The following is a 22,858-nucleotide window of genomic DNA, read 5'->3' on the forward strand; positions in this document are numbered from 1 at the left end:
CCAAACATCGTGGCAGGATCGTGTCTTGAACGCCCACGGGCGAAGCCAGTCGGCGCCACGTCAGAACTACCCTTTATTTTCTATTTATTTATTTTTGGTTTAGACGGCGTCCGTCCGAGAACGCCAATCGCCGATTGCGGCCTGGACGATCGCCAGAGCCGCGACGGCGGCGGTGTCGGCGCGCAGCACGCGCGGCCCGAGCGAAAGGCGCGCGACGTTCGGCAGACCGGCGACGGCGGCCCGTTCGGCCTCGTCGAAGCCGCCTTCCGGTCCGATGAGCACGCTCACGCCCTCCCGCGCCGTACGGCCCTCGAGCGCGTCCAAGGGGTTGGCGAGCGCGGCGCGTTCGTCACAAAACACGAGGAGCCGCCGCGCCGGCCAGCGCGCCAGAAACTCTGACAGGTCGACGGCGGCCGCGACTTCGGGCACGGCCAGCACGCCGCATTGCTCGGCGGCCTCGATCACATTGGACTCGAGCCGCCCCGAATTGAGCCGGCGGACCTGGGTTCGACGCGTGATCACCGGCAGGAGACGGCCGGCGCCCATCTCCGTGGCCTTCTGCGCCATGTAGTCGAGCCGCGCCTGCTTTAGCGGAGCGAAACAATAATCGAGGTCGGCGCGTTCGGTCTGGACGCGCAGCCGCTCGCCGACGCGCAATCTGGCGGAGCGCCGCGAGGCGTTTGCGAGCGTCGCGCGAAATTCGCCGTCGCGGCCATTGAACAGATGGATCGCGGCGCCCTCCCGCATGCGCAGGACATTGAGCAGATAGTTCGACGCCTCAGCTGAAGGCGCGAGTTCGACGTCCGGCGCGAGATCGTCACGAACGAACAGGCGCTGCGCAGAAAAATCATAAGCGGACACGACGGCTCCCAAGCGGAGACGCGAGCGCAGGGACCGTTCGCCATGAAGCCGCCGCTTTGTTGCGTGCAGGTTCGCCAAAACTTGCGTCGCCGGCAAGCCTGCTGGTAATGCTGCGAGCCTGATGAGCGGACCAAGACACATGATCATCGGCGCTGTCGATATTTCTCGCGCTGTCGCGCGACTTTCGCTGTTCGCGATGCTGCTCGCCTCTACCGGCGCGCATGCGCAAGCCTGTCAGGAAGACTTCAGGAAGCTCACCGAGAAGCGCATGGCGGGAATCGAGGCGCTCAATACGCTCGGAAAGGCTGGCAAGGGCAAGATGGATCCCGAAGCCGCCTGCCCCGCGGCGAAACGTCTCGTCGCCGTCGAAACCGAGATGATGAATTACATCACCAAGAACAAGGAATGGTGCAACATTCCTGACAATGTCGCCGACGGCTTCAAGGAAGCGCGCGCCAAAACTCAGGGCTTCGCGTCGCAGGCCTGCGCGGCCGCAGCGAAGATGAAAGAGATGCGCGATCAAGCGGCGGCCGGCGGCGGCGGCATGATGGCGCCGCCAAAGTTGCCCGCCGGACCGCTGTGAACTTACGGCGAAGCGGCGATTCGGCGGGAGCGACCGCGCTGCCCGACGCCATCGCGGATCATCCGGTACTGCGCCGCGCGCCGCCAGCATTCCTGCCTTACATCCAGCTTGCGCGCCTCGATCGGCCCATCGGCTGGTGGCTGCTGCTGCTTCCCTGCTGGGAAGCGAGCGCGCTCGCCTCCGCCTCGATGCGCGAAGGCCCCAACGTCTGGCACTTGACGCTCTTCTTTATCGGCGCCGTCGCCATGCGCGGCGCCGGCTCGACCTATAATGATTACGTTGATCGCGAGATCGACGCCAAGGTCGAGCGCACGCGCCTGCGGCCGCTCGCCAGCGGGCGCCTCTCGCCTGCGGCGGCGGTGGGCTTCCTCGTCGCGCAATGCCTCGTCGGCCTCGCGGTGCTCTTGTCGTTCAACGGCCTCACGATCGGTCTTGGGCTGATATCTCCGCTGATCGTGCTGATTTATCCCTTCGCCAAGCGCTTCACCTCCTGGCCGCAGGCGATCCTCGGATTGGCCTTCGCCTATGGCGCGCTGCTCGGCTGGACGGCGCGCACGGGCGAACTCGGCGCGCCGGCGCTATTTCTTTACGCGGCGGCGATCTCATGGACGATCGGCTTCGACACGATTTACGCGCTCCAGGACATGCGCGACGACGCGATCGTCGGCGTGCGCTCGACGGCGAGATTGTTCGGACGGCGCGTGCAATTGGCGGTCGGCGCGCTCTACGCCATGTCCGCCGCATGCGCGGCCTTCGCCGTTTATCTGGCGGGCGGCGGATGGTTCGCCTATGCCGGGGTCGCCGCCTATGCGACGCATCTCGCCTGGCAGACCGCGCAGACCCGGGAAGATGTCGCGCCGTTCACCGCCCTGCGCCTGTTCCGCTCAAATCGCGACGCCGGTCTGCTGCTGTTCGCAGGCTTTTTTGCGCAGAGCGTCGCCTTCCTTTTCTAGAGCGCCTCGGGCGATGCGCGATGCGGAACTGCGCTACTTCTCGAGTTCCTTTTTGCGATCGACGCAAGAATCGATTTGTTTCTTGTCGAGATCCCAATAGGAGCCGCCGCAGAGCGCCTCATAGCGACTGCTGACGAAAAAGGACCAGATGTAATAGCCGGTCAGCACCACCGCGGCGACGGCGGCGATTTTCATGATGAAGTTGAATCGCGCTTCCGCGTCCTGGGTGTCCGACATTGTTTGTCTCCGCGCCAAAGTTAAGCCGCCGAAAATTGCGCCGTCAACGTCAGTCCAGCGTCTGCCGGAAACGCATCACCGCGACGCTCATCGCAACAAGCGTAAAGGCCGCAAGCGCGCCGGCGTCGACGGCGAGATCGCCGAAGTTAGAGCCCTTCAACATCACCGAGCGCACAATGCGCAGATAATGGGTGAGCGGCAGCGCCTCACCCGTATATTGCGCCCACATCGGCATGCCGTGGAAAGGAAAAAGGAACCCCGAAAGAAGCATGCTCGGCAGAAAAAAGAAGAAGGTCATCTGCATCGCCTGCAGCTGATTTACCGCGACCGTCGAGAAAGTGTAGCCCACCGACAGATTTGCGACGATAAAAAGCAGCGTCAGCACGGTGAGCGTAAAGAGCGAGCCGACCACCGGCACCTGAAACAACAGGGAAGCGACAATGAGAATCGTCGACATCTGCACGGCGCCGACGACCACATAGGGCGCGATCTTTCCGAGCATGATCTCGACCGGGAGTATCGGCATGGCGAGCAACGCCTCCATCGTTCCCCGCTCGATTTCCCGCGTCACCGACATCGCCGTATACATCAGCATCGTCATGGTCAAAATCGTGCCGATCAGTCCGGGCACGATATTGCGGCGCGTCTCTCCAGCCGGATTGTAGCGCCGATGCACGCGGATCTCGTAAGGCGGCGCATTCTGCGCAAGCGACGCCAGCGGTCCGGTCAGTTCACGGTCGAGCGCCTGATTCGCGGCGCCGAGCGCGGCGGCGACCGCGCCCGAGGTCGCCGTCGGGTCCGTGGCGTCGGCGATGAGTAGCAGCCCCGGTTTTTCGCCGCGGACGAGCTGGCGAGAGAAATCGGGCGGAATTTGAATGACGAACTGCACCTTGTTCGAGAGGATCAATTTGTCGGCGTCGGCCTCGCCGCGCGCGACATATTTGATGTTGAAATAATCGGTGGCGCGCAAGGCGCCGATCAGCGCGCGCGCGATCGGGCTGTCGTCGCCCGTCAGCACCGCCGTCGGCAGATGTTTGGGATCGGTGTTGATCGCATATCCGAAAAGCATCAGCTGAATGATCGGAATGCCGACGATCATCGCGAAGGTCGGCCGGTCGCGCCGAAGCTGAATGAATTCCTTGACGAACATCGCGACGAAACGCTGCCAGGACTGCGCGAGCGCGCCGCGGCGCGCCGGACGCGAAACGACGTTCGGCCGGCCTTCCTGCGCGCTCACTGGTCGGCTCCAGCGCGAGTCATCAAATCGATGAACACATCTTCGAGCGATGGCTCGTCGCGCCTCCAATCTTGGACGCCCTCGGCGCTGTAGCGGCGCGCGATGCGCTCCATCGCCGCCTCGTCACGCCCGCCGACGTGCAGCGCCGAGCCGAAGCGCGCGACCATGTCTACGCCGGGTTGACGTTTCAATTCGCCGCCGAGCGGATCGAGGCCTTCGCCCGTCACCACCCAGGTCGAGAGATTCGCGCCGGCGATGATCTCCGGAATCGTGCCTGAAGCGAGCAGCCGCCCATTGGCGATATAGGCGATCCGGTGACAGCGCTCCGCTTCGTCCATGTAGTGCGTCGAGACGAGCACGGTTAAGCCTTGCGTCGCCAGATGATGGATCTCGTCCCAGAAGTCGCGTCGCGCCTTGGGATCGACGCCCGCGGTCGGTTCGTCGAGGAGGAGCAGCGACGGGCCAGGCAAAATGCATGCGCCAAGCGCCAGTCGTTGCTTCCAGCCGCCGGACAGTTCGCCGGCGAGTTGGTCGGCGCGCGCGACGAGGCCGAGCCGCTCGAGCGCGCCCTGAGCTGCTTTTTCCGGCGCTTCGAGGCCGTAGACGCGCGCGACGAACTCCAGATTTTCGCGAATGGTGAGGTCGCGATAGAGCGAAAAGCCCTGCGTCATATAGCCGACATAGCGCTTGATCTGTTCCTGCTGCCGGCGAATGTCGTAGCCAAGACATTCGCCCTCGCCCGAATCGGGCGTCAGCAGGCCGCAGAGCATGCGGATCGTCGTCGTCTTGCCGCTGCCGTTGGGGCCGAGAAAGCCCTGGATGTGGCCGCGCGCCACCTGCAGCGTGAAATCGTCGACGACTTTTTTGGCGCCAAAGGATTTGGTGAGCCCGCGCACATCGATCGCGATGTCGCTTGCAGCGCTCACGGCGCCGCTCCCGTCGACTCCGGCGCCGGCGCGACGGCGACCGGCATGCCAAGGGGCAACGCGCGCGCCGCGCCTTCGAGCCGCGCTTCGGCCTTAAAAACGAGTTTTGCGCGCTCCTTGTCGCTGAAGATCACAGGGGGCGTATATTCCTGCCGGCTGGCGATATAGCTGACGCGCCCAAAGAGGTCGTCGGCGCAGCCGTCGCAGGTGACGCGCATCCGTTCGCCCAGCGAGATCTTCGGCAGCTCCGGCTCGGAAACGAAGAAGCGCACTTTGCGATTCTCCGGCGGCAACAGCGCAACGACCGGCTGACCCGCGTTGACGATCTCGCCTGGTCGGAAAAAGACGTCCTGCACGACGCCGTCGGCGGGCGCGACGACGCTCTGGCGCTTGATGCGGACGTTCAGCGCGTCGAGTTGCGCGCGCGCCTGTTTCAGGCTGGCTTCAGCGGCTTCGATCTCCTGCGAGCGACTCGCCATGCGCGAAGCCTGAACCTGCCGGCGCGCTTCCTGCACGCTCGCCTCATCGCGCGCGCGGGCCATTTCGGCGCGATCGAGCGCGGCCTTCGCGACATGACCTTTGGCGTATAGTTTTTTTTGCCGCTCATAATCAGCGCGGGACAATTCGAGAGCGGCCTCGGCGCGCTCCAGCGCGGCCTGCAGAACGGCGATCTGCTCCGGGCGATTCATCGCCGCCCGAAGATTTTCGACTTGCGCCTCAAGTTGGGCGATGCGCGCCGATGATTCATCGCGGGCGCGATCGAGAAGCGTCGTCGATAAGGTGAACAGCGGATCGCCCTTTTTGACCTCGGCGCCGGCCGAAACCGCGAGGCTCGCGACCCTCTCGGTCTCGTAAGGGCCGATGTAGAGCATCTCTCCTTCGACATAGCCCAGAAAGACATCGGCGGGAGTCGCCGGACGATAGGCGACGCGCCAAACGACAGCGGCGAGGAGCGCCAGCGCAATGAAGACCGCGAGACGCTTCATGCGGCGGGGGCGGCGTAGAGCGGTTCGAGCATGGCCGGATTATGCACCTTCCCCGCCGCGCGACGAAACTTGCCGCGCGGCGCTGCCAACAAAGCCCCTCCCAAGGCGAAACTCCTTTTGCCGCAGCGGCGGCAAAAAGGCTAGAATGCCTCCAAGAAAAGGCAAAAGGGATTGAAAATGGCTGAAGAGACGGAGCTGCCGCCACGCGAATCTATGGAATATGACGTGGTCGTGGTCGGCGCGGGGCCGGCCGGCCTCGCCGCGGCGATTCGCCTGAAGCAAGTTGCGCCGGATCTCTCCGTCGTGGTCATCGAGAAAGGCTCCGAGCCCGGCGCGCATATTCTCTCCGGCGCGGTGATCGATCCGATTGGCCTCGACCGGCTGCTGCCCGATTGGCGCACGCGCGACGACGCGCCGCTGAAGACGAAAGTGCATGAGGACCATTTCCTGTTGCTGTCGGAACAAGCCAGCATTCGCATTCCTAATATGTTGATGCCGCGGCTGATGAACAATCACGGCAATTTCATCGGTTCGCTCGGCAATGTCGTGCGCTTTCTCGCGTCGGAAGCGGAAAACCTTGACGTCGAGATCTATCCCGGTTTCGCCGGCGCCGAAGTTCTTTACGGCGACAAGGGCGAAGTCGTCGGCGTCGCGACCGGCGACATGGGCGTCGGCCGCGACGGCAAACCCAAGGACAGCTTCACCCGCGGGATGGAGCTCAAAGGCAAATATACGATCTTCGCCGAAGGCGCGCGCGGTTCGCTCACCAAGCAGTTGCTGGCGAAATACGACCTTTGCGCAAACAGCGAGCCGCAGAAATTCGGCATCGGCTTCAAAGAGCTTTGGCGCATTCCGAAGGAGAAGCACAAGGACGGACTTGTGCAGCATTCCTTCGGCTGGCCGCTTGCCGCCGACACCGGCGGCGGCTCTTTCCTCTATCATTTCGACGACGATCTCGTGTCGATCGGTTTCGTCGTGCATCTCAACTATTCCAATCCGACCCTTTCGCCTTTCGACGAGTTTCAGCGCTTCAAGACGCATCCGATGATCGCGCCGACGCTCGAAGGCGGCGAACGTCTCTCCTATGGCGCGCGCGCGCTGACCGAGGGCGGGTGGCAGAGCGTGCCAAAGCTCGTCATGCCGGGCGGCGCGCTGGTCGGCTGCGCCGCGGGCTTCATGAACGTGCCGCGCATCAAAGGCTCCCACAACGCCATTGTTTCGGGCATTCTGTGCGCCGAACATATCGCGGCGGCGATCGGCGAAGGCCGCGCGCATGACGCGGTGGACGCCTATGACGCAGCCTGGCGCGCCTCCGAGATCGGCCGCGATTTGAAGCCCGTGCGCAACGTCAAACCGCTCTGGTCGAAATACGGCACCTATGTCGGCGCGCCGCTCTTTGGCCTCGACATGTGGACGAACGAACTTTTCGGCTTTTCCTTCTTCGGCACGCTCAAGCACGGCAAGGCCGATTACGAGACCTTGAAGCCGCTCTCGGAAGTCACGCCGATCGTCTACCCGAAACGCGCAGGCAAACTCGTCTTCGACAAGCTGTCCTCGGTGTTCGTCTCGAACACCAATCATGAGGAGGATCAGCCGGTTCATCTGAAGCTTGCCGATCCCGCGATTCCGATCGCGCGCAATCTGCCGATCTACGGCGAGCCCGCGCGACTCTATTGCCCGGCCGGCGTCTACGAAGTCGTCTATGCCGACGAGGCGACGCGCCGCGATCCGCGCTTCGTGATCAACGCGCAGAATTGCGTGCACTGCAAGACCTGCGACATCAAGGACCCGGCGCAGAACATCACCTGGGTTCCGCCGGAAGGCGGCGGCGGGCCGAACTATCCGAATATGTGATTGGCCGCCGCGCCATGACTCGCGAGGAGTTTGCGTGAACCGATGTTCTTCATCGTCTCGAAAATTTTCGCGTTCTTTCTGGCGCCGGTCCATTTTTTCATTTTCCTCGCCGTCATCGGCGCAGTGCTGCTGTTCACGCGCTGGCGAACTTGGGGACGCGCGCTCTCGACGGTCAGCGCGTTCGCGCTGCTGCTGATGGCCTTCGGACCGCTCGGCGGTCTATTGGCGGGTCCGCTCGAGGCGCGTTTTCCTCCGCCGCCCGACGATATGCCGGCGCCCGACGGCATCATCGTTCTCGGCGGAACGATCGACGAGCGGCTGAGCGCCAGCCGCGATCGTCCGACGCTGGTCGACGCCGCCGAGCGCCTCACGGCGCCAATTGCGCTCAAACGCAAATATCCCGATGCGCGACTCGTCTTTACCGGCGGCTCCGCCGCGGTGCAGGCTTCGCCCTACGCCGAAGCCGACGCCGTGCAGCGCTTCTGGCGTGAGATGGGGCTCGATCGTGGCGAAGTTCTCTACGAGCGCCGCTCGCGCAACAGTTACGAGAACGCCGTCTTCACGCGCGAACTGCTTGGCCCCAAGGCTGGCGCGCGTTGGTTGCTCGTCACCTCGGCGATTCACATGCCGCGCGCCGTCGGCGTGTTCCGTCAGGCGGGCTTCGACGTGATCGCCTATCCGGTCGACTATCGCACCAACGGCGACGCTGGGCTCGAATTCCCGCGCTTTCCGACCAAGGCGCTCAGCCTTGTCGAATTCGCCGCACATGAATGGGCGGGACTGGTCGCCTATCGGCTGACCGGAAAAAGCGACGCGTTGTTTCCCGCGCCATAGTCCGGCGATTGGGTAGAGCGGGCCGCCTATGCGCGTCCTGAGCGCGCTTATCTGCAATTTGGGCGATTCCGCCCGAATGCAGCGTGATCTAATCGGAACGGTGCCGTCTTCCGCGCGACGCGCCCGCCGGCTCCATGCTGCGCCCGCCGGCCCCGCCCGGATATGCGCCGTGCTTCATCTCCAGAAAGAGCGCGATCGCCTGCGCCCGGTTGCGCACATCGAGCTTCTCGAAAAGATTGCGCAGATGGAATTTGATCGTGTTGATCGAGACGCCGAAATCCTTGGCGAGCTGACTGTTGGTGTGGCCGGAGCCGAGCGCCGACAACAGGCTCCGCTCCCGCAGGGTTAGATTTTCCAGCGGGTCGCTGCGCATCTTGCGGATGTCGACGAAGGGAAACACCATGTCGCCCGCCGCCACCGCGGCCAACACATCCAGAAGCCGCTCCGGCGGCGCGCGCTTGGAGACGAAGCCTGCGCCGCCGAGCTGCAGAGTTTCGGCCGGCGCGGCTGGATCATTGGTGCCGCTGTAGACGACGATCTTGGGCGCCGCGACTTGCCGCGACAGCGCGCGCAAGACGTCGCGGGCGTGCAGCGTCGGCAATTGCCAGCCGATGACGGCGATGGTGAATTTCTGCTGACGCGCCGCTTCGAGAAACTCCTCGCCGTCCGTCAGCTTCGCCACAAGCGTGAACCGGCGGTCGTCCGACAGCAGCTTGTCCAGCCCCGCGAGGATCAGCGGGCTCTTATCGGCGATGGCGACGTCGATGCGGTCCGGCTCCGCCGCCGCGCGGGCGCCGTCGGCGCCATCGGGCCGAGCGGCGCGCGAGCCGTCCCTCTGGTCATTCGCGGCCCTGATCGAAGAGGTAGGAGCCATTCAGCCTCCGCCGCTGCGCGAAGCGCAGCGTATTGGTCGAGATCGCCCCACACCGGCCTTGGACGCGCCCCAATCCTGGTGCCCGGCGGGTCGGCGCGCCCTGCCCGTTAGAGGTGGGGGCGTAAGTCACAATACCGCAGGCTCCCGCGGATGCAAGCCTCTTTGCGCGCGCCACATGCGGGCGAGCAGACAAACAAAAACGGCGCGCTGACCCAAGGCCAGCGCGCCGCGTTTTGAATGCTGAAACTTGTATTAGTCGCTGAACACCCAGCGGGCGGCGAAATAAGCGGCCGCGCCGATGACGATGATCGCGATCATGCCGACCGGGGTCGCAGCATAGCTCGTCAGTTCAAGAATAGCGCCCATAGTTTCCTCCTTCTGTCACACACACTGCCGGTTTCGCCACAAGCCGAGATTCAGGCTGCAATCCGCGATCGCGGCGTTGCTTTCTTCGTCGAATTGGTCAAGTGGAAAGCATGGCTGACGTCGGCCCGCCCCGGTTTTGGTTCAACGTTGACCTCACCTAGGCGGGAACGCGTCTGCATCGCTTATTCGGCCCTAGCCGCGTCCGGAGAGCCATAATGCTCGCAGCTCTCGGCCGCGGTTCCGAAATGCGGTGGTTTCGGAGTATTGCAGACGCAAAGCGCTGTCAAGCGATCGACAGGGCCGCCGCTGCGCTGCATCGCCGCATGAAAGCTCGTACAAGAGCTGAGTTTACGCTTGCCGCCGCTGCGCGCCGACTACTATCTATCGGAGCGCGGCAACAGTCCATCTCGCGAGCGTGAAGTCCGATGTTCAAGTTTTTCATCATCGCTGTCGCTGTCGCGGCCGCTGGATTTTCAGCCTACTACGCGTTCCGGCGCTCGCCCGTCTGTTCCGCCGACGGCAAGTATATGGCGACGCAAAGCGACTGCGAGGCCTGGGGCTTCAACCCCGACGTCTGCAGGCAGGCGATCGAGAAAGCGCGCGCCGTCGTGGCGCGGGCGGCGCCAAAAAGCGAAACGATGTTTCAGTGCGAGGTGCGCTTCTCGGATTGCTTCGAGGCGCAGGACGGAGGCTTTTCGCCGCGCCCGTCATTCTGCCTGCGCCCGAATAAGGGCGCCGACCCTCTGGAAGTCAGATATCTCGAATATGAATCCGACCGCATGAACCGAAAAAAGACCAAGGAAGTTCGCGTCGAGTGAGATCGGCCGACGCCGGTCAGCGCCTGAAATCGGCGCGGCGCTGCTCGATCTGGAACTCCGACGCATCGATGACGAGCTTGCCGGCGGCGGTGCCGATCGCGATGTGAATCGGCACCACCACCCGCGCGTCGGGAAGCGGCGCGAGCCAGACGCTGATGTCGCTGTTGTTCGCCATATAGCGCGTCGCGGAGCTGTCGGGGCGATGCCCGGCGATCGGGGTGTAACGCGCCGAACATATGGTGACGGGGCCGGCGTATCCTCGCGTTTGCGCCATGTGATCGCCGGCATAGGCAAGCTCCACGTCGAAACGCGTCACGCCGTCAAAAACGGAAATGGTTCGGTTGCACGCCGAAGGACCCGTCAGATCCTGTCCAGGCGGCACGCGCATGATCAGCGCGCTGACCGGATCCACGATGTGGCGCTTGGCGCTTTCCGTCACGGGAACGCGCGCTTCGGCGTCCCAGGGCGCGGGCCTCACCTCCACCGCGCGCACCGCATTGCCGGCGAGCGACATGCGCACCGTCCGCGTCTCGTCGCTGTTGGAGGTGGTGTTGGCGTAATTTGCCGGCGATGGGCCGCCGGCGGTCAGGCCGCCGCTCGCACTGGCGGCGCCCTTGGCGTTGTTGATGAGATTGGCGAGCCCTGTCGTCCGCATCGAGATCTCGACGCGATAATTCTGCGCGTCGACGATGCCGGACGCGGATGCGCTGCCGATGGAGAGCCCCATGAGACTCAAAGCGTAGTGCGCCCTGAGCACCTCCGCGGCGGCGGGCGCGCAGAGCGCCGCCGACAACGCTGCGGCGGCGCAGCCGCCGCGCGACGCGAGGCGGAAAAGCTGGGCGGCCGCTCTCATGGCCATGAAGCGTCGCTTGGCGCAGACAGTTCCTCGGAATTCTCGTTCGAATTCTTGATCGAATTCTCGTTCGAATTCTTGGCGCGCGCGGCTGTGAGGCTCAGGCCCATTCTTGCCACCGTCCGTCTTCGAAAATGCGCCATGCCCGCAACCCCGCCTTTGCGACGACGAGCCGTCCCGCCTTCGCCTCGGCGACAAGATGCCTAAATACGAGAGGATTGCGCCAGGAAAACGGCTTTTCCGGGTCGCAGACGGCGTGGTATTCGTCGCTGTCCGGGTCATCCATCAACAGCGTGCCGACCTTGTCGGGTCGCAGTTGCGACGAAAAGCTGCGCTCATCTTTCCATCGGCAGTAGTAGTCGCGACACACGTCCGGACGCGTGTCATAAACGCCGCAGCCGCCCGTCAGCACGCAATGCTCGCAGAGCTTGCCCGCCGGCTTCTTGAATTCGTCGATTTCAAGAACCTTGCAGCAGAAGAAGCAGGAGCCGCAGGCCTTGCCTGGAATGTCGAGCATGTCGGTCAAGCGCCGATGGCGTGAGAATCGAATCGGCGTATTGTGAACGCCGGATCGCCGGATGCAAGCAGCGTCGGGCGCAGCGAGCGGACGATGTCGCCTAAAACTGATCCCGAAAGCCTTTTTGTCACCACGGCGTGGCTCGCAGAGCGTCTCGATGCGCCGGATCTCATTATCCTGGACGCGTCGTGGCACATGCCGGCGGCCGGCCGCGACGCCCACGCCGAGTTCCTTGCAGGGCATGTTCCCGGCGCGCAATTCTTCGATATAGACGCGATCGCCGATCCGTCCACCGACCTGCCGCATATGTTGCCCGAGCCCGAAGTCTTCGCGGCCGAGATGCGCCGGCTCGGATTTGGGGACGGCATGCAGGCCGTCGTCTACGACAGCCTCGGCATATTTTCCGCGCCGCGTCTCTGGTGGACGCTTACCGTCTTCGGCGTGGAACGCGTCTCGATCCTTGCGGGCGGACTTCCCGCGTGGCGGGAGGAAGGCCGTCCGCTCGAACAGGGCGAGGCGCGCAAGCGAGCGCCGGCGGTTTTTACGCCCCGTTTCGACGCAAGTCTGGTCGCCGACGCGCAGGCGGTGAGGCGCGCCCTTGATCTCGGCGGACCGCAAGTCGTCGACGCGCGCGGCGCGGCGCGTTTCCACGGCTGGGCGCCCGAGCCGCGCCCGGGCCTGCGCGCCGGCCACATGCCCGGCGCGCTGAACCTTCCGTTCGGCGATCTCCTCGAAGGCGGAAGACTAAAGGACAAGTCCGGCCTCGAAGCGGCCTTTTCCTCGGCGGGCGTCGATCCCGACGCGCCGGTCATCGCCACCTGCGGCTCCGGGCTCACGGCTTGTCTCATCAGCCTCGCGCTCGCAGCGGCGGGGCGTCCGCCGGCGACGGTGTATGACGGCTCCTGGTCGGAATGGGGCGCCCGGGAAGACCTGCCTGCGATCGTCGACGAGCAGGTATCGCCTATAGATTAGGCTTATCGCTGATAATATGTGCATACAGTATGTTTAATAGGCGCAAGACCTGGGTTGGCGCCGGAACTTTGGCCATGGCGCGACTAGGGCGGCAATGTTAGAAGCTCGGCGGCTCTTCAGCAGAGCCAAAGTCGCTAGCGGGCCGGGGCTTAAGCTAAGCGCGCGGGGGATTTGATGAAAAAGGTCGAGGCGATCATTAAGCCGTTCAAGCTCGATGAAGTGAAGGAAGCGCTGCAGGCGGCGGGCCTCCAGGGGATTACGGTCACCGAGGCGAAGGGTTTTGGCCGTCAAAAAGGGCACACGGAACTCTATCGCGGCGCCGAATATGTCGTTGATTTCCTGCCGAAAGTTAAAATCGAGATCGTTCTTGCGGACGACGCCGTGGAGCGCGCCGTCGAGGCCATACGCACGGCGGCGCAAACCGGCCGAATCGGCGATGGCAAGATTTTTGTTTCCAACGTCGAAGGCGCGATCCGAATTCGCACGGGCGAGACCGGCGCGGACGCCATCTAGCACTGAGCCCCCGCCCCATGAGCTTTCTCGCCAACATCTTCAGACGCTCCGCCGCGCCCAACGCGAAAACAACGAAACAGCAAGATCAGCAAAGAGAGGCATCGAACCACATGACAACGGCCAAGGACGTTCTTAAGCAGATCAAGGATAACGACGTGAAATACGTCGATTTCCGGTTCACCGACCCGCGCGGCAAGTGGCAGCATGTGACGTTCGACGTTTCGATTGTCGATGAAGAAGCTCTGACCGAAGGCATCATGTTCGACGGTTCGTCGATCGCCGGCTGGAAAGCGATCAACGAATCGGACATGACGCTCCTTCCGGATCTGAATTCCATCGCCATGGACCCCTTCTTTGCGGCGTCGACGCTCTCCGTCGTCTGCGACGTCGTCGAGCCCTCGACCGGCCAGCCCTACAACCGCGACCCGCGCGGCATGGCGAAGAAGGCGATGGAGCATCTGAAATCGACCGGCGTCGGCGACACGGCGTTTTTCGGTCCTGAGGCCGAATTCTTCGTCTTTGACGACGTGCGCTTTTCGACCGAGCCCTACGACACGGGCTTCACGCTCGACTCGACCGAGCTGCCCTCCAATAGCGGCACGGCCTATGAAGGCGGCAATCTCGGCCACCGCGTGCGCACCAAAGGCGGCTACTTCCCGGTGCCGCCGGTCGACGCCGGACAGGACATGCGCAGCGAGATGCTCGCCGCCATGGCGGCCATGGGCGTCAAGGTCGAGAAGCACCATCACGAGGTCGCCTCCGCCCAGCACGAACTCGGTCTGAAGTTCGAGACGCTCGTCACGGTCGCCGACCACCTGCAGATCTATAAGTACGCGATCCATCAGGTGGCGCATTCCTACGGCAAGTCGGCGACGTTCATGCCGAAGCCGGTGTATGGCGACAATGGTTCGGGCATGCATGTCCATCAGTCGATCTGGAAGGACGGCAAGCCGGTCTTCGCGGGCGACAAATACGCCGGCCTCTCTCAGGAGTGCCTGTGGTACATCGGCGGCATCATCAAGCATGCGAAGTCGCTGAACGCCTTCACCAACCCGTCCACCAACTCGTATAAGCGTCTGGTTCCGGGCTATGAGGCGCCGGTGCTGCTCGCTTATTCGTCGCGCAACCGCTCGGCGTCGTGCCGCATCCCCTTCAGCTCCAGCCCGAAGGCGAAGCGCGTCGAGGTTCGTTTCCCCGATCCGACGGCGAATCCCTATCTGGCCTTCGCCGCCATGCTGATGGCGGGCCTCGACGGCATCGCCAACAAGATCGATCCGGGCGGACCGGCCGACAAGGATCTCTACGATCTGCCGCCTGAAGAGTTGAAGGCCATCCCGACGGTGTGCGGCAGCCTGCGCGAAGCGCTCGAGAATCTCAAAGCCGACCACGCCTATCTGACGGCCGGCGGCGTCTTCAACGAGGACTTCATCAACTCCTACATCGACCTCAAGATGCAGGACGTGATGCGCTTCGAAATGACGCCGCATCCGGTCGAATTCGACATGTATTACAGCTACTAAAGAACAGACGCGGCCGCGCCTTCGCGCAGCCGCCGATCACGTCAGACCGGAAGGCGACGCCTCGCCTTCCGGTTTTTTTTGCGCTTTTTTTGCGCTGCGCATTGCGCGGCCACGCCGTCGCACAAGCGTCATGCGCCTGTCATTTCGGCGAGCGAAATTGCGGCGAAAGCAAGAACGACTCACCGAATTCCGCCTAGAGGGCGATTCCCCAGCCGTTCCACGTCGATCGCGAGCTTGCCGCGGAGAGGTGGCTTCGGCCGCAATTATTTGATGCAACGGAGTAAAGCCATGAAACTGCGAGCCCTCTCCGCCGCCGTCGCGGCTTTCGTGGTTATGGCCGCCGGGGCCGTCGCGCTCGATCTGGAGCTTTCTCCGTACAAGCGCATCGGCGCGCTGTCGGGAAATTTGAAGTCTGTCGGCTCCGACACCATGCTTCACGAAATGGAGCTCTGGGCCGAGGGCTTCCAGTCGATATACCCGAATGTGAAGATCGACATTGAAGGCAAGGGATCCAACACGGCGCCGCCGGCGCTCCTTTCGGGAGAGTCCCAGCTTGGGCCGATGTCGCGGCAGATGAACCCCGACGAAATCGGAGCCTTCCAAGCGAAATTCGGCTACAAGCCAACGGCGGTTCTGGTCGCGATCGACGCCCTCGCGATTTATGTCCATAAGGACAATCCGCTCAAATGCATCAGCATGGAGCAGATGGAGCGGGTTTTTGCGGCCGATCCGAAAAGCGGCGGCGGAAAAAGCATCCGCACCTGGGGCGAACTTGGCTTGACCGGCGAGTGGGCGGCCAAGCCAATCGCCATGTATAGCCGCAACACGCTTTCCGGCACGTACAAATTCTTCAAACAGCATGTCTTGAGCGGCGCCGATTTCAAGGACGACATCAAGATGCAGGTCGGATCGGAAGCCGTCGTGAGCGCCGTCGGCGCCGACAAATATGCGATGGGCTATTCCGGCATAGGCTACAAGACCGCCGAGGTTCGCGCGGTTCCACTGTCGTCGGGCAAGAGCTGCTATGACGCCTCCTTCGACAACACCTATTCGCGAAAATATCCGCTGGCGCGAGGTCTCTACATCTACCTGTTGAAAGATCCCAAGAAGCCGATCGACACGCTGAGCGGCGAATTCGTCACATATGTGCTTTCGAGAGATGGCCAGACCCAGGCGAAAAAAGGCGGCTACTATCCGATCACCCGCAATATTCGCGAGCACGAGCTGACGCGCCTCGGCCTCCTCGCATCGGCGAATTGACCGCGCGCAGAGTTGAACGCGCGGCCCGCTTACTGACAAATGCGGTAGTCGTCATTCGATCCATGGCGCGCGATGTCGAAATGCAGATGGCTTGCGTGATAGGGATCTGACCCAGGGCCAAGGACCGTGGTGAACCAGCCGCACGCCGCCCTTCTCAGCGTCTTGACGTAAGCTGTCGATTGAGGATCCGGCTGAGCGTCGACGCCGACTGTTCGACCGTTCGAGAAGTCAAATCCGGCGATGTCGAGAGCGAGCCCTTTGGCGTGCGCGCTCAGCTTGCCCCCGTTATCGCGATTGCGGCCGCGGCATTCATATCCCGAACCTGTGTCGATCGCGACGAGCGACGCGCCTATCGTCCCCGCGCCGAGCGGCGCCAACAGATTTTTCACGTAATCCGAAAACTGCAGCGCGAAACCACAAGCCAGCAGCGGCTTTGCATTGAGCGCAACGCGCCGTACGCCGACCGTGACCGAAAGGAGACGGACCGGCGCCTCGATCGCGCAACCGTCAAGCGCGCCGGCTGGCGCTTCGGCGGGTCCGAAGGCGACGCCGGCCGCGCGCAGTTTCGCCATGCAATCCTCGGCGGACTCGGTCTCCCCGCGCGGCGCCTCGTCCACGACCGAGGGCTTTGCCTCGGGCAAGGGCGCAGTTTGAACCGCCGGACGTCGTGGAGGCGACGGCGCGTCGCGCGCCCCAACGGAAGTGGCGACGACGTTGAGCGCCAGAGCGAGCGCAACCTCGACTGCGCAGCTTACAAGCTCGCGCGACATGCTCGTCCTCGTCATCGCCTTTAGCCGCGCCATTCTTCTAATCCCGCGGAGGGCGCCTACATTGGGGCAAGTGGAGGAAGCCTATGTCCAACGCCATCACCGTCACAGTGCCGCATGATCTCGGCGTCGAAACGGCGAAAGCCCGAGTCTCCGAACAGCTGGCAAGGATGCAGCGCGAATATGTGGACAAGGTCGCGCATTCCGAAGTCACCTGGGCCGGCGATGTCGGAACGGTTCGCGTGACGGCGCTAGGCCAGACGGCGACGGCGCAGATCACGGTGCTGAAAGATTTGCTGCGCATCGACGTTCAGCTGCCCTGGGTGTTGGCGGCCATTTCAGGCAAGCTGCAGCAAGTCATCTCGCGCAACGCCGGCGACGCCTTGCGCATCGGCCACGCGCCGCAAAACGACTCTAGCGCCGGGCGTAAAACACCGTAAAGCGATGGCGCTTCCAGCCGATGTCGGCGTCGCGGAATCCCGCGTCTTCGAGCCAGGCGATCTGATCGGCGAAGGTCGCGCTGCGGTCGAGCTCCGCGCGCTTTCTCGCCGCCGCGAAATCATCGGCGGCGATTCCCGAAGCTCGGACATCCGCTTCCCAGCGGCGCTGATAGGCGTCCTCGATCTCGCGCGTCGCGCCGAGCGATTGGTCGGCGTTGATGAAGACGCCGCCGGGTCGCAGCGCGTCATGAATCCGCCGGAAGAGGCGGCGTTTCGCCTCGTGATCGAGATGGTGGATGGAGAGCGCCGAGACGACGGCGTCGAGCGGCCCGATGAGCGGCGCGGTTGCATAATCGGCGAGCGACAGGCGCAGGCGCGCGCCGTAACTCGCGAGCCGTTCGCGCGCCGCATCGAGCATTTTCGGCGCGAGATCGACGCCTTCGACCTGCGCGCCGGGAAGCCGCTCGAGAATCATTTCCGATAAGAGACCGGTGCCGACGCCAAGGTCGACGCATCGACATTCTCCCGCGCCCACGGCCTCTTCGAGAAGGTCGAGCGCGGTCCCGTAGAAGGCGTCGAAGTGCGGAATGAGTTTGCGTCGCAGCGCGTCATAGCCGGGAACGGCGTTTTCGAAAGCGGCGCGCAGCGCGTCGAGATTCGATTCGGTCATATGTGATTCCCGTGAAGACCGCCCCGGCGAGACGGTTCACCGCCCTTCCGCCCGCCTTCCGAAGTCGGGCGCAGCCGTGTCCTGACCTTGCTCGACAATCGAGCGGCGGATGTCGCGGGTGCGCGAGAAAAATTCCAGCAGCCCCTGCCCGTCATTGCGCCTGATCATCCGCTGCAGCGCGCTGAGATCCTCGTTGAAGCGTCCGAGCATCTGCAGGACGGCGTCCTTATTGGCGAGGAAGATGTCTCGCCACATGATGGGATCCGACGCGGCGATGCGCGTGAAATCGCGAAAGCCGGACGCCGAGAATTTGATGACCTCGGAACGGGTCTCGTCGCCGAAATCATCCGCCGTGCCGACGATGTTATAAGCGATGAGATGCGGCAAATGGCTCGTGAGCGCGAGCACGGCGTCATGATGCGCGACGCTCATCGTCTCGACGTTGGCCCCCAAGCCCAACCAAAATTTCGTCAGCATTTCCACGGCTGCGGCGTCGGCGTTTTCCGGCGGCGTGAGAATGCACCAGCGGTTCTGAAACAGCGTGGCGAATCCTGCGTCCGGTCCGGAGAACTCCGTGCCGGCGATCGGATGGGCGGGAATGAAACGCGCCGGTTCGGCAAGATGCGGCGTCATCTGCGCGACGACGGCGCCTTTCACCGAGCCGACGTCGGAAAGAACGGCGCCTCTTTCAAGATGCGGCGCGAGCCTTTGTGCGACGTCGCCGCAAGCCCCGACAGGCGTGCACACGATGACGAGATCGGCTCCGCCAACCGCCTGCGCATAATCTTGCGTCGCGACGTCCGCGAGGCGGAGTTCGCCGGCGCGGCCGACGACCTGCGGCGATGAATCCATCACGGCGATATGCCGCGCCGCGCCGAATTCGCGCGCCGCGCGCGCGATCGACGAGCCGATGAGCCCGACGCCGATCAGCGCCAGGCGTTCGCACGCAGGATCAGCCATGAACGTCTGCTTGCGCGTCTTGCGGCGCCCCGGCGCCCTGCATGAATTCGGCAAGCGCTTCGACGACGCGCTCATTCGCCTCCTGCGCGCCGACGGTGAGCCGCAGGAACTCCCCCATGCCATAGGCGCCGATGGCGCGCAGCACCAGGCCGCGCGACATGAGGAAGCGGTCGGCGTCGATAGCCGTCAATCCCGGCGCGTCGGGAAAACGTATGGCGACGAAATTGGCGACGCTCGGCAGAACGTCGAGACCGAGCGCGGAAATTTCTCGCGAGAGCCACGGCAGCCAGCGGTCGTTATGGGCGATCGCCGCGTCGAGATGGGCGCGATCCGACAGGGCGGCGATCGCCGCTGCTGAACCCGCGCTCGAGACATTGAACGGCGAGCGGATTCGATTCAGCGCGTCGATCACATGCGCGGGCCCGTAGGCCCAGCCGACGCGCAGCCCCGCAAGGCCGTAGATTTTCGAGAAGGTGCGGGTCATCACGACATTTTCATGCGCATCCACCAGCGCGACGCCCGCCTCGTAATCCTCGCGTAGGACATATTCGGCATAGGCGGCGTCGAGCACGAGCAGCACATGCGCGGGCAGCGAACGCGCCAGCCGCGAGACTTCATTCGCGGGCAGGAAAGTGCCGGTCGGATTGTTCGGATTGGCGAGAAAAACGATCTTCGTTCTCTCGCTCACACAGGCGAGCAGCGCATCAACTTCCGCCGTGTAGTTCGTCTCGGGAGCGACGACGGGCGTTCCCCCCGCGGCGAGCGTGACGATCTTGTATTCAAGGAACCCATGCTGGCTGTAGACGCCCTCGTCTCCGGGCCCGATGTAGGCGAGCGCAAGCAGCTCCAGAAGATTGTCCGAGCCGGCGCCGGCGATGATCCGGTCCGGGTTCAGCGCGTAACGCGCGCCGATCGCCTCGCGCAGGGCGCGCGACGAGCCTTCGGGATAAAGCGCAATATGGTCCGCCATTCCGCGCAGGGCCTCTATCGCGCGCGGAGATGGCCCGAGCGGCGTCTCATTGGCCGACAATTTGAACACGCGCGCAGCGCCCGGCGCGGCGCTCCTGCCGGGCACGTAAGCGTCGATCGCGAGAACGGTTGAACGGGGGCTGGGCTTGGTCATCTCGTCTTTTTTCGGCGGCGCAACGCAGGGCGATCTCTCATAATCCTTGGCGCATCGCGCGCAAAGCCTTTCGAGGACGGGCTGAGAGTCTTTACAAACAGTGTGTGTGTATATTAAACACATACTGTTCGAAGGAGGAAGCCATGTCCAAATACGAATCCCTGACCGTCTATTTGCGCAAGCAGCCTTATCGCGAGGTCAGCTGCAGTTTTCGCGATCTCGAGAAGATTCTCGGCTTCGAGCTTCCCTCCTCAGCGCGCCAGCATCGGGCTTGGTGGTCGAACAACGGCTCGAATAATGTGATGACGAAGGCGTGGCTGAGCGCCGGTTACCGCACGCGCGACGTGGATATGGAAAGCGAGCGCCTGACATTCGAACGCACAGGCGCCGCCGCGCCCGATCCCGACACGCCGCCGACGGCTCCTTCGCCGCAACCGCCGGACGATCTCGCGCTCGTCCAGCGAGTGCTGGAAGTTCTGCGCGGCGATGACGAACATCAAGCGCAGAAGCTTCGCCGCGCGATCATCGCCGCGCTAGCGACGCCAAAGACCGAATCCGTTCTCGATATTTTTGCGTCCGACCTGCCAGACGACACGTTCGAAGGAGTCTTCCCGCAGAGACGTGAAAGCGGCTGGCGCGAGATCGATCTATGAAATTTCTGCTCGACACGAACGTCATCTCGGAACTGCGGAAAGGAACGCGCGCGCATCCCAACGTCGTCGCCTGGGCGCAGTCCATCGACCCGCGCGATCTTGCAACGAGCGTCCTCGTGCTCGCCGAGATTCGCCGTGGCGTCGAGTTGAAGCGACTGAAAGACCCGGCGCAGGCGGAGAGGCTCGACGCGTGGTTCGCACGCATGCGCGATAAATTGGAAGACCGCGTCCTTCCGGTCGACGAAGCCGTCGCTGATTGCTGGGCGCGGCTGAACATTCCCAATCCCCTGCCCTTCGTCGACGGCCTGATGGCGGCGACGGCTCTGGCGCGCGGACTCGTTCTCGTGACGCGCAATATACGCGACGTCGCGGTCACGGGCGCACAGGTCCTGGATCCTTTCGCCGGTCCAGGCGAGGCCTAGGCCGAGTTAGGGCGCGAAGACGCCGCTGCGCGCGTCGTTAAGCTGGAAGCGCATCGCATGGCTGCCGATCACGTCGACGCGCGCGCCCTCCACCCCCGCCTCGGCCAATGCTTTGGCGAAGGACTGGGCGTCGGCGTCGCCGGCGGCGGCGACAAGCAGCGCGAGCCCTTCCGGATGGGGCGCGCTCGCGAGGATTTCGCCTTTGAGCGTCTGGAAAGCGGCGGGCAGCGCATGCGTCCAGCGCGCGAGGCCGACCGCATAAAGCGTCACGCCATGCGCCATGGCCTCGGCCGGGAGCCGCGCGACGACGAACATCGGCAGACCCGCGGGATGATTGGGCCGCTCGACGAAAGGCAGGCGCGCGATGATCTTGGGGGCGCCTTCGCCAACGAGGCGCATCCACCAGGCGCCATCCGACAGCCCGCCGGTCGCGCGCAAGATCCCCAGATCGCCGGTCGACGCGGCGACCGCGTCGATCACCGCGCCGGCGCCGTGATGCGCGACATAGGGAACGGTGAAGCCGAAGTGGAAGCGCGCCGAATCGCGCATCTGCGCGTCGCCGCCGGAATCATCGGCATGCACCGAATAATTCGCCTGCACATAGGTGAAGGTCGAGACGATGACGCGCCAAACGCCTTCGACGGCGTCGAGCGGCAGGAGCCCCTGATGACGCTCGACCAGCGCGCGCATCATCTGCGCCTCGCGATCGGGCCTGAAGGCGCAGCCGACGCCCTGCGCGCGCTTCACGGCGATCAGCCGGTCGATGATCTCGCCGCGCTCCATCAACAGCCGATGCATGTCGCGATCGATCCGATCGATCTCGTCGCGCAATTCGGCAAGCGTGTCCGCGGCGGGCATGAGCAAAGGCGCATTCTGCATGGCGCACTCTCTTAGGCCAGCGCGGGACGGGAGGCAACGAAAGGCGATCCGCCGTCCTCCCGGATATTGCTGAACGACGATTGTCGCCGACAGGCGGTGTATTATGCTGTGTACATGCAATCACCGGCTGCAAAGATCAAGCGCACAAAGCGCGAAACATCCGAGACCTTCACCGTGCGGGTCGGTCCCGAGATCAAGAAACGGCTCGCCAGCCTCGCGGCGAGCACGGGCCGCCGCCGCTCCTTTCTCACGGCCGAGGCCATCGCCGAATGTGTCGACGCCAACGAGTGGCAAGTCGCCGGAATTCGCCAAGCCCTGGGCTCTCTCGATCGCGGCGGCGGCGTTGAACATGAAGACGTGCGCCATTGGATCGAGAGCTGGGAAACGCCTGACGAAACGCGTCGACCTTGAAGATAATCTGGGCGCCGAGGCGATCGACGATCTCGCCGCCCTACGCGCACAAATTTCACGGGACAATCCCGCGGCTGCGCGACGCGTCGCCCTTCACCTTCTCGAAATGATCGGGACGCCTCTTGCGGAGAATCCGCCTATCGGCCGCCCCGGCCGCGTGCCTGGAACGCGCGAATTCGTCATCGACAAGACGCCTTACATCGTTCCTTATCGCGTCAAGGAAACGCGCTTCAGATATTGCGCATCTATCATGGGGCGCGTCGCTGGCCGGAGTCGCTGTGAGGTCAGCCTGCGCCTTCCAAAAGGCGGTGGGTCATCGGTTTGAATTTCGGCTTGCGGCCCGCAGCAGTCGCCCCGCTGAGCGGATGA

General features: G+C 63.8%; 27 protein-coding genes. 14 read left to right on the top strand and 13 right to left on the bottom strand.

The features are described from left to right. Positions 1–99 precede the first annotated feature (99 nt). Complete coding sequence (locus tag BN69_RS03250; protein ID WP_014890121.1) at positions 100–1,002, bottom strand: 16S rRNA (uracil(1498)-N(3))-methyltransferase; 903 nt, start codon at positions 1,000–1,002, stop codon at positions 100–102. On the opposite strand from BN69_RS03250, the gene BN69_RS03255 reads away from it, so the two are divergent. Together BN69_RS03255 and ubiA are read left to right on the top strand one after the other, a co-directional pair. Beyond that, on the top strand, positions 1,001–1,444 hold the full coding sequence (locus BN69_RS03255; protein ID WP_014890122.1) for a hypothetical protein: 444 nt from the start codon (positions 1,001–1,003) through the stop codon (positions 1,442–1,444). The genes BN69_RS03250 and BN69_RS03255 overlap by 2 nt on opposite strands. Then, entirely contained in the window at positions 1,441–2,397 is a 957-nt protein-coding gene (ubiA, locus tag BN69_RS03260; protein ID WP_014890123.1) for a 4-hydroxybenzoate octaprenyltransferase, read from the top strand. Before BN69_RS03255 ends, ubiA begins: the two co-directional genes overlap by 4 nt. A gap of 33 nt (positions 2,398–2,430) precedes the next feature. Here the strand turns inward: ubiA and BN69_RS03265 are convergent, their stop codons facing one another. Genes BN69_RS03265 through BN69_RS03280 form a run of 4 tightly spaced genes read right to left on the bottom strand, consistent with a single transcriptional unit; the run spans position 2,431 to position 5,783 of the window. Beyond that, complete coding sequence (locus BN69_RS03265; RefSeq protein ID WP_014890124.1) at positions 2,431–2,634, bottom strand: hypothetical protein; 204 nt, start codon at positions 2,632–2,634, stop codon at positions 2,431–2,433. 49 nt (positions 2,635–2,683) lie between these two features. Then, positions 2,684–3,871 (bottom strand): ABC transporter permease, encoded by a 1,188-nt coding sequence (locus tag BN69_RS03270; protein ID WP_014890125.1) that lies wholly within the window; start codon positions 3,869–3,871, stop codon positions 2,684–2,686. Further along, a complete protein-coding gene (locus BN69_RS03275) occupies positions 3,868–4,797 on the bottom strand; it encodes an ABC transporter ATP-binding protein (protein WP_014890126.1) in 930 nt (309 codons plus the stop codon). The genes BN69_RS03270 and BN69_RS03275 overlap by 4 nt, the downstream gene beginning before the upstream one ends. Beyond that, entirely contained in the window at positions 4,794–5,783 is a 990-nt protein-coding gene (locus BN69_RS03280; RefSeq protein WP_014890127.1) for an HlyD family secretion protein, read from the bottom strand. The genes BN69_RS03275 and BN69_RS03280 overlap by 4 nt, the downstream gene beginning before the upstream one ends. Before the next feature lie 177 nt (positions 5,784–5,960). Between BN69_RS03280 and BN69_RS03285 the strand changes: the two genes are divergently transcribed. Further along, complete coding sequence (locus tag BN69_RS03285; protein ID WP_014890128.1) at positions 5,961–7,637, top strand: electron transfer flavoprotein-ubiquinone oxidoreductase; 1,677 nt, start codon at positions 5,961–5,963, stop codon at positions 7,635–7,637. A gap of 42 nt (positions 7,638–7,679) precedes the next feature. Beyond that, positions 7,680–8,471: a YdcF family protein gene (locus BN69_RS03290; protein WP_014890129.1), complete on the top strand. Its 792-nt coding sequence runs from the start codon at positions 7,680–7,682 to the stop codon at positions 8,469–8,471. 88 nt (positions 8,472–8,559) lie between these two features. On the opposite strand, the gene BN69_RS03295 is transcribed toward BN69_RS03290, so the two are convergent. Beyond that, positions 8,560–9,345, bottom strand: a complete 786-nt coding sequence (locus BN69_RS03295; RefSeq protein ID WP_014890130.1) for a response regulator transcription factor — start codon at positions 9,343–9,345, stop codon at positions 8,560–8,562. A 791-nt stretch (positions 9,346–10,136) separates the two neighbouring features. On the opposite strand from BN69_RS03295, the gene BN69_RS03300 reads away from it, so the two are divergent. After that, a complete protein-coding gene (locus BN69_RS03300) occupies positions 10,137–10,529 on the top strand; it encodes a DUF1190 domain-containing protein (protein ID WP_014890132.1) in 393 nt (130 codons plus the stop codon). Positions 10,530–10,545: 16 nt separating this feature from the next. Here the strand turns inward: BN69_RS03300 and BN69_RS03305 are convergent, their stop codons facing one another. Together BN69_RS03305 and BN69_RS03310 are read right to left on the bottom strand one after the other, a co-directional pair. Then, entirely contained in the window at positions 10,546–11,382 is an 837-nt protein-coding gene (locus BN69_RS03305; RefSeq protein ID WP_014890133.1) for a DUF3108 domain-containing protein, read from the bottom strand. 100 nt (positions 11,383–11,482) lie between these two features. Further along, the gene (locus BN69_RS03310) at positions 11,483–11,899 is read right to left on the bottom strand and encodes a hypothetical protein (protein WP_014890134.1); all 417 of its coding nucleotides are present in this window, start codon (positions 11,897–11,899) and stop codon (positions 11,483–11,485) included. A gap of 93 nt (positions 11,900–11,992) precedes the next feature. Here BN69_RS03310 and sseA point away from each other — a divergent pair, with 93 nt between their 5' ends. The 4 genes from sseA to BN69_RS03330 all read left to right on the top strand — a co-directional run bounded on the left by sseA (position 11,993) and on the right by BN69_RS03330 (position 16,164). After that, complete coding sequence (gene sseA / locus BN69_RS03315) at positions 11,993–12,871, top strand: 3-mercaptopyruvate sulfurtransferase (RefSeq protein ID WP_014890135.1); 879 nt, start codon at positions 11,993–11,995, stop codon at positions 12,869–12,871. Positions 12,872–13,045: 174 nt separating this feature from the next. Further along, positions 13,046–13,384 (top strand): P-II family nitrogen regulator, encoded by a 339-nt coding sequence (locus BN69_RS03320; RefSeq protein WP_014890136.1) that lies wholly within the window; start codon positions 13,046–13,048, stop codon positions 13,382–13,384. 110 nt (positions 13,385–13,494) lie between these two features. Beyond that, complete coding sequence (gene glnA / locus BN69_RS03325) at positions 13,495–14,904, top strand: type I glutamate--ammonia ligase (RefSeq protein ID WP_041927125.1); 1,410 nt, start codon at positions 13,495–13,497, stop codon at positions 14,902–14,904. 288 nt (positions 14,905–15,192) lie between these two features. Continuing rightward, positions 15,193–16,164: a PstS family phosphate ABC transporter substrate-binding protein gene (locus BN69_RS03330; protein WP_041926778.1), complete on the top strand. Its 972-nt coding sequence runs from the start codon at positions 15,193–15,195 to the stop codon at positions 16,162–16,164. A gap of 29 nt (positions 16,165–16,193) precedes the next feature. On the opposite strand, the gene BN69_RS03335 is transcribed toward BN69_RS03330, so the two are convergent. Continuing rightward, positions 16,194–16,934 carry an extensin-like domain-containing protein gene (locus tag BN69_RS03335; RefSeq protein ID WP_244435028.1) on the bottom strand — a complete coding sequence of 247 codons (741 nt, stop codon included), beginning with the start codon at positions 16,932–16,934 and terminating at the stop codon, positions 16,194–16,196. An 83-nt stretch (positions 16,935–17,017) separates the two neighbouring features. On the opposite strand from BN69_RS03335, the gene BN69_RS03340 reads away from it, so the two are divergent. Beyond that, positions 17,018–17,371: a polyhydroxyalkanoic acid system family protein gene (locus BN69_RS03340; protein ID WP_041926779.1), complete on the top strand. Its 354-nt coding sequence runs from the start codon at positions 17,018–17,020 to the stop codon at positions 17,369–17,371. Here BN69_RS03340 and BN69_RS03345 read toward each other — a convergent pair. Genes BN69_RS03345 through hisC form a run of 3 tightly spaced genes read right to left on the bottom strand, consistent with a single transcriptional unit; the run spans position 17,346 to position 20,124 of the window. Continuing rightward, positions 17,346–18,041: a class I SAM-dependent methyltransferase gene (locus BN69_RS03345; RefSeq protein WP_014890140.1), complete on the bottom strand. Its 696-nt coding sequence runs from the start codon at positions 18,039–18,041 to the stop codon at positions 17,346–17,348. The genes BN69_RS03340 and BN69_RS03345 overlap by 26 nt on opposite strands. Before the next feature lie 36 nt (positions 18,042–18,077). Further along, entirely contained in the window at positions 18,078–19,001 is a 924-nt protein-coding gene (locus BN69_RS03350; protein ID WP_014890141.1) for a prephenate/arogenate dehydrogenase family protein, read from the bottom strand. Continuing rightward, on the bottom strand, positions 18,994–20,124 hold the full coding sequence (gene hisC / locus BN69_RS03355) for a histidinol-phosphate transaminase (protein ID WP_014890142.1): 1,131 nt from the start codon (positions 20,122–20,124) through the stop codon (positions 18,994–18,996). Before hisC ends, BN69_RS03350 begins: the two co-directional genes overlap by 8 nt. 143 nt (positions 20,125–20,267) lie before the next feature. Between hisC and BN69_RS18340 the strand changes: the two genes are divergently transcribed. After that, positions 20,268–20,777 carry a DUF7662 domain-containing protein gene (locus tag BN69_RS18340; protein WP_014890143.1) on the top strand — a complete coding sequence of 170 codons (510 nt, stop codon included), beginning with the start codon at positions 20,268–20,270 and terminating at the stop codon, positions 20,775–20,777. Continuing rightward, the gene (locus BN69_RS03365) at positions 20,774–21,199 is read left to right on the top strand and encodes a type II toxin-antitoxin system VapC family toxin (RefSeq protein WP_014890144.1); all 426 of its coding nucleotides are present in this window, start codon (positions 20,774–20,776) and stop codon (positions 21,197–21,199) included. Before BN69_RS18340 ends, BN69_RS03365 begins: the two co-directional genes overlap by 4 nt. A gap of 6 nt (positions 21,200–21,205) precedes the next feature. On the opposite strand, the gene BN69_RS03370 is transcribed toward BN69_RS03365, so the two are convergent. Beyond that, positions 21,206–22,078, bottom strand: a complete 873-nt coding sequence (locus tag BN69_RS03370; protein WP_014890145.1) for a chorismate mutase — start codon at positions 22,076–22,078, stop codon at positions 21,206–21,208. Between the two features lie 114 nt (positions 22,079–22,192). Between BN69_RS03370 and BN69_RS19030 the strand changes: the two genes are divergently transcribed. Continuing rightward, entirely contained in the window at positions 22,193–22,489 is a 297-nt protein-coding gene (locus BN69_RS19030) for a CopG family ribbon-helix-helix protein (RefSeq protein ID WP_148277014.1), read from the top strand. Then, complete coding sequence (locus BN69_RS20020; protein WP_198408145.1) at positions 22,428–22,814, top strand: type II toxin-antitoxin system RelE/ParE family toxin; 387 nt, start codon at positions 22,428–22,430, stop codon at positions 22,812–22,814. The genes BN69_RS19030 and BN69_RS20020 overlap by 62 nt, the downstream gene beginning before the upstream one ends. The last annotated feature ends 44 nt before the right edge of the window (positions 22,815–22,858 follow it).

Origin of the sequence: Methylocystis sp. SC2 (genome assembly GCF_000304315.1) — a bacterium.
In the GTDB taxonomy this organism is placed as follows: domain Bacteria; phylum Pseudomonadota; class Alphaproteobacteria; order Rhizobiales; family Beijerinckiaceae; genus Methylocystis.

Coding starts and splice junctions, on each gene's coding strand:
- BN69_RS03300 (WP_014890132.1), top strand. CDS start 10,137: ATGTTCAAGTTTTTCATCATCGCTGTCGCTGTCGCGGCCGCTGGATTT.
- BN69_RS03340 (WP_041926779.1), top strand. CDS start 17,018: ATGTCCAACGCCATCACCGTCACAGTGCCGCATGATCTCGGCGTCGAA.
- BN69_RS03345 (WP_014890140.1), bottom strand. CDS start 18,041: ATGACCGAATCGAATCTCGACGCGCTGCGCGCCGCTTTCGAAAACGCC.
- BN69_RS03255 (WP_014890122.1), top strand. CDS start 1,001: ATGATCATCGGCGCTGTCGATATTTCTCGCGCTGTCGCGCGACTTTCG.
- BN69_RS03280 (WP_014890127.1), bottom strand. CDS start 5,783: ATGAAGCGTCTCGCGGTCTTCATTGCGCTGGCGCTCCTCGCCGCTGTC.
- sseA (WP_014890135.1), top strand. CDS start 11,993: ATGTCGCCTAAAACTGATCCCGAAAGCCTTTTTGTCACCACGGCGTGG.
- glnA (WP_041927125.1), top strand. CDS start 13,495: ATGACAACGGCCAAGGACGTTCTTAAGCAGATCAAGGATAACGACGTG.
- BN69_RS03370 (WP_014890145.1), bottom strand. CDS start 22,078: ATGCAGAATGCGCCTTTGCTCATGCCCGCCGCGGACACGCTTGCCGAA.
- BN69_RS03335 (WP_244435028.1), bottom strand. CDS start 16,934: ATGTCGCGCGAGCTTGTAAGCTGCGCAGTCGAGGTTGCGCTCGCTCTG.
- BN69_RS03305 (WP_014890133.1), bottom strand. CDS start 11,382: ATGAGAGCGGCCGCCCAGCTTTTCCGCCTCGCGTCGCGCGGCGGCTGC.
- BN69_RS03320 (WP_014890136.1), top strand. CDS start 13,046: ATGAAAAAGGTCGAGGCGATCATTAAGCCGTTCAAGCTCGATGAAGTG.
- BN69_RS03265 (WP_014890124.1), bottom strand. CDS start 2,634: ATGTCGGACACCCAGGACGCGGAAGCGCGATTCAACTTCATCATGAAA.
- BN69_RS03310 (WP_014890134.1), bottom strand. CDS start 11,899: ATGCTCGACATTCCAGGCAAGGCCTGCGGCTCCTGCTTCTTCTGCTGC.
- BN69_RS03350 (WP_014890141.1), bottom strand. CDS start 19,001: ATGGCTGATCCTGCGTGCGAACGCCTGGCGCTGATCGGCGTCGGGCTC.
- BN69_RS03365 (WP_014890144.1), top strand. CDS start 20,774: ATGAAATTTCTGCTCGACACGAACGTCATCTCGGAACTGCGGAAAGGA.
- BN69_RS19030 (WP_148277014.1), top strand. CDS start 22,193: ATGCAATCACCGGCTGCAAAGATCAAGCGCACAAAGCGCGAAACATCC.
- BN69_RS03250 (WP_014890121.1), bottom strand. CDS start 1,002: ATGTGTCTTGGTCCGCTCATCAGGCTCGCAGCATTACCAGCAGGCTTG.
- BN69_RS03330 (WP_041926778.1), top strand. CDS start 15,193: ATGAAACTGCGAGCCCTCTCCGCCGCCGTCGCGGCTTTCGTGGTTATG.
- BN69_RS03290 (WP_014890129.1), top strand. CDS start 7,680: ATGTTCTTCATCGTCTCGAAAATTTTCGCGTTCTTTCTGGCGCCGGTC.
- BN69_RS20020 (WP_198408145.1), top strand. CDS start 22,428: ATGAAGACGTGCGCCATTGGATCGAGAGCTGGGAAACGCCTGACGAAA.
- BN69_RS03295 (WP_014890130.1), bottom strand. CDS start 9,345: ATGGCTCCTACCTCTTCGATCAGGGCCGCGAATGACCAGAGGGACGGC.
- BN69_RS18340 (WP_014890143.1), top strand. CDS start 20,268: ATGTCCAAATACGAATCCCTGACCGTCTATTTGCGCAAGCAGCCTTAT.
- hisC (WP_014890142.1), bottom strand. CDS start 20,124: ATGACCAAGCCCAGCCCCCGTTCAACCGTTCTCGCGATCGACGCTTAC.
- BN69_RS03285 (WP_014890128.1), top strand. CDS start 5,961: ATGGCTGAAGAGACGGAGCTGCCGCCACGCGAATCTATGGAATATGAC.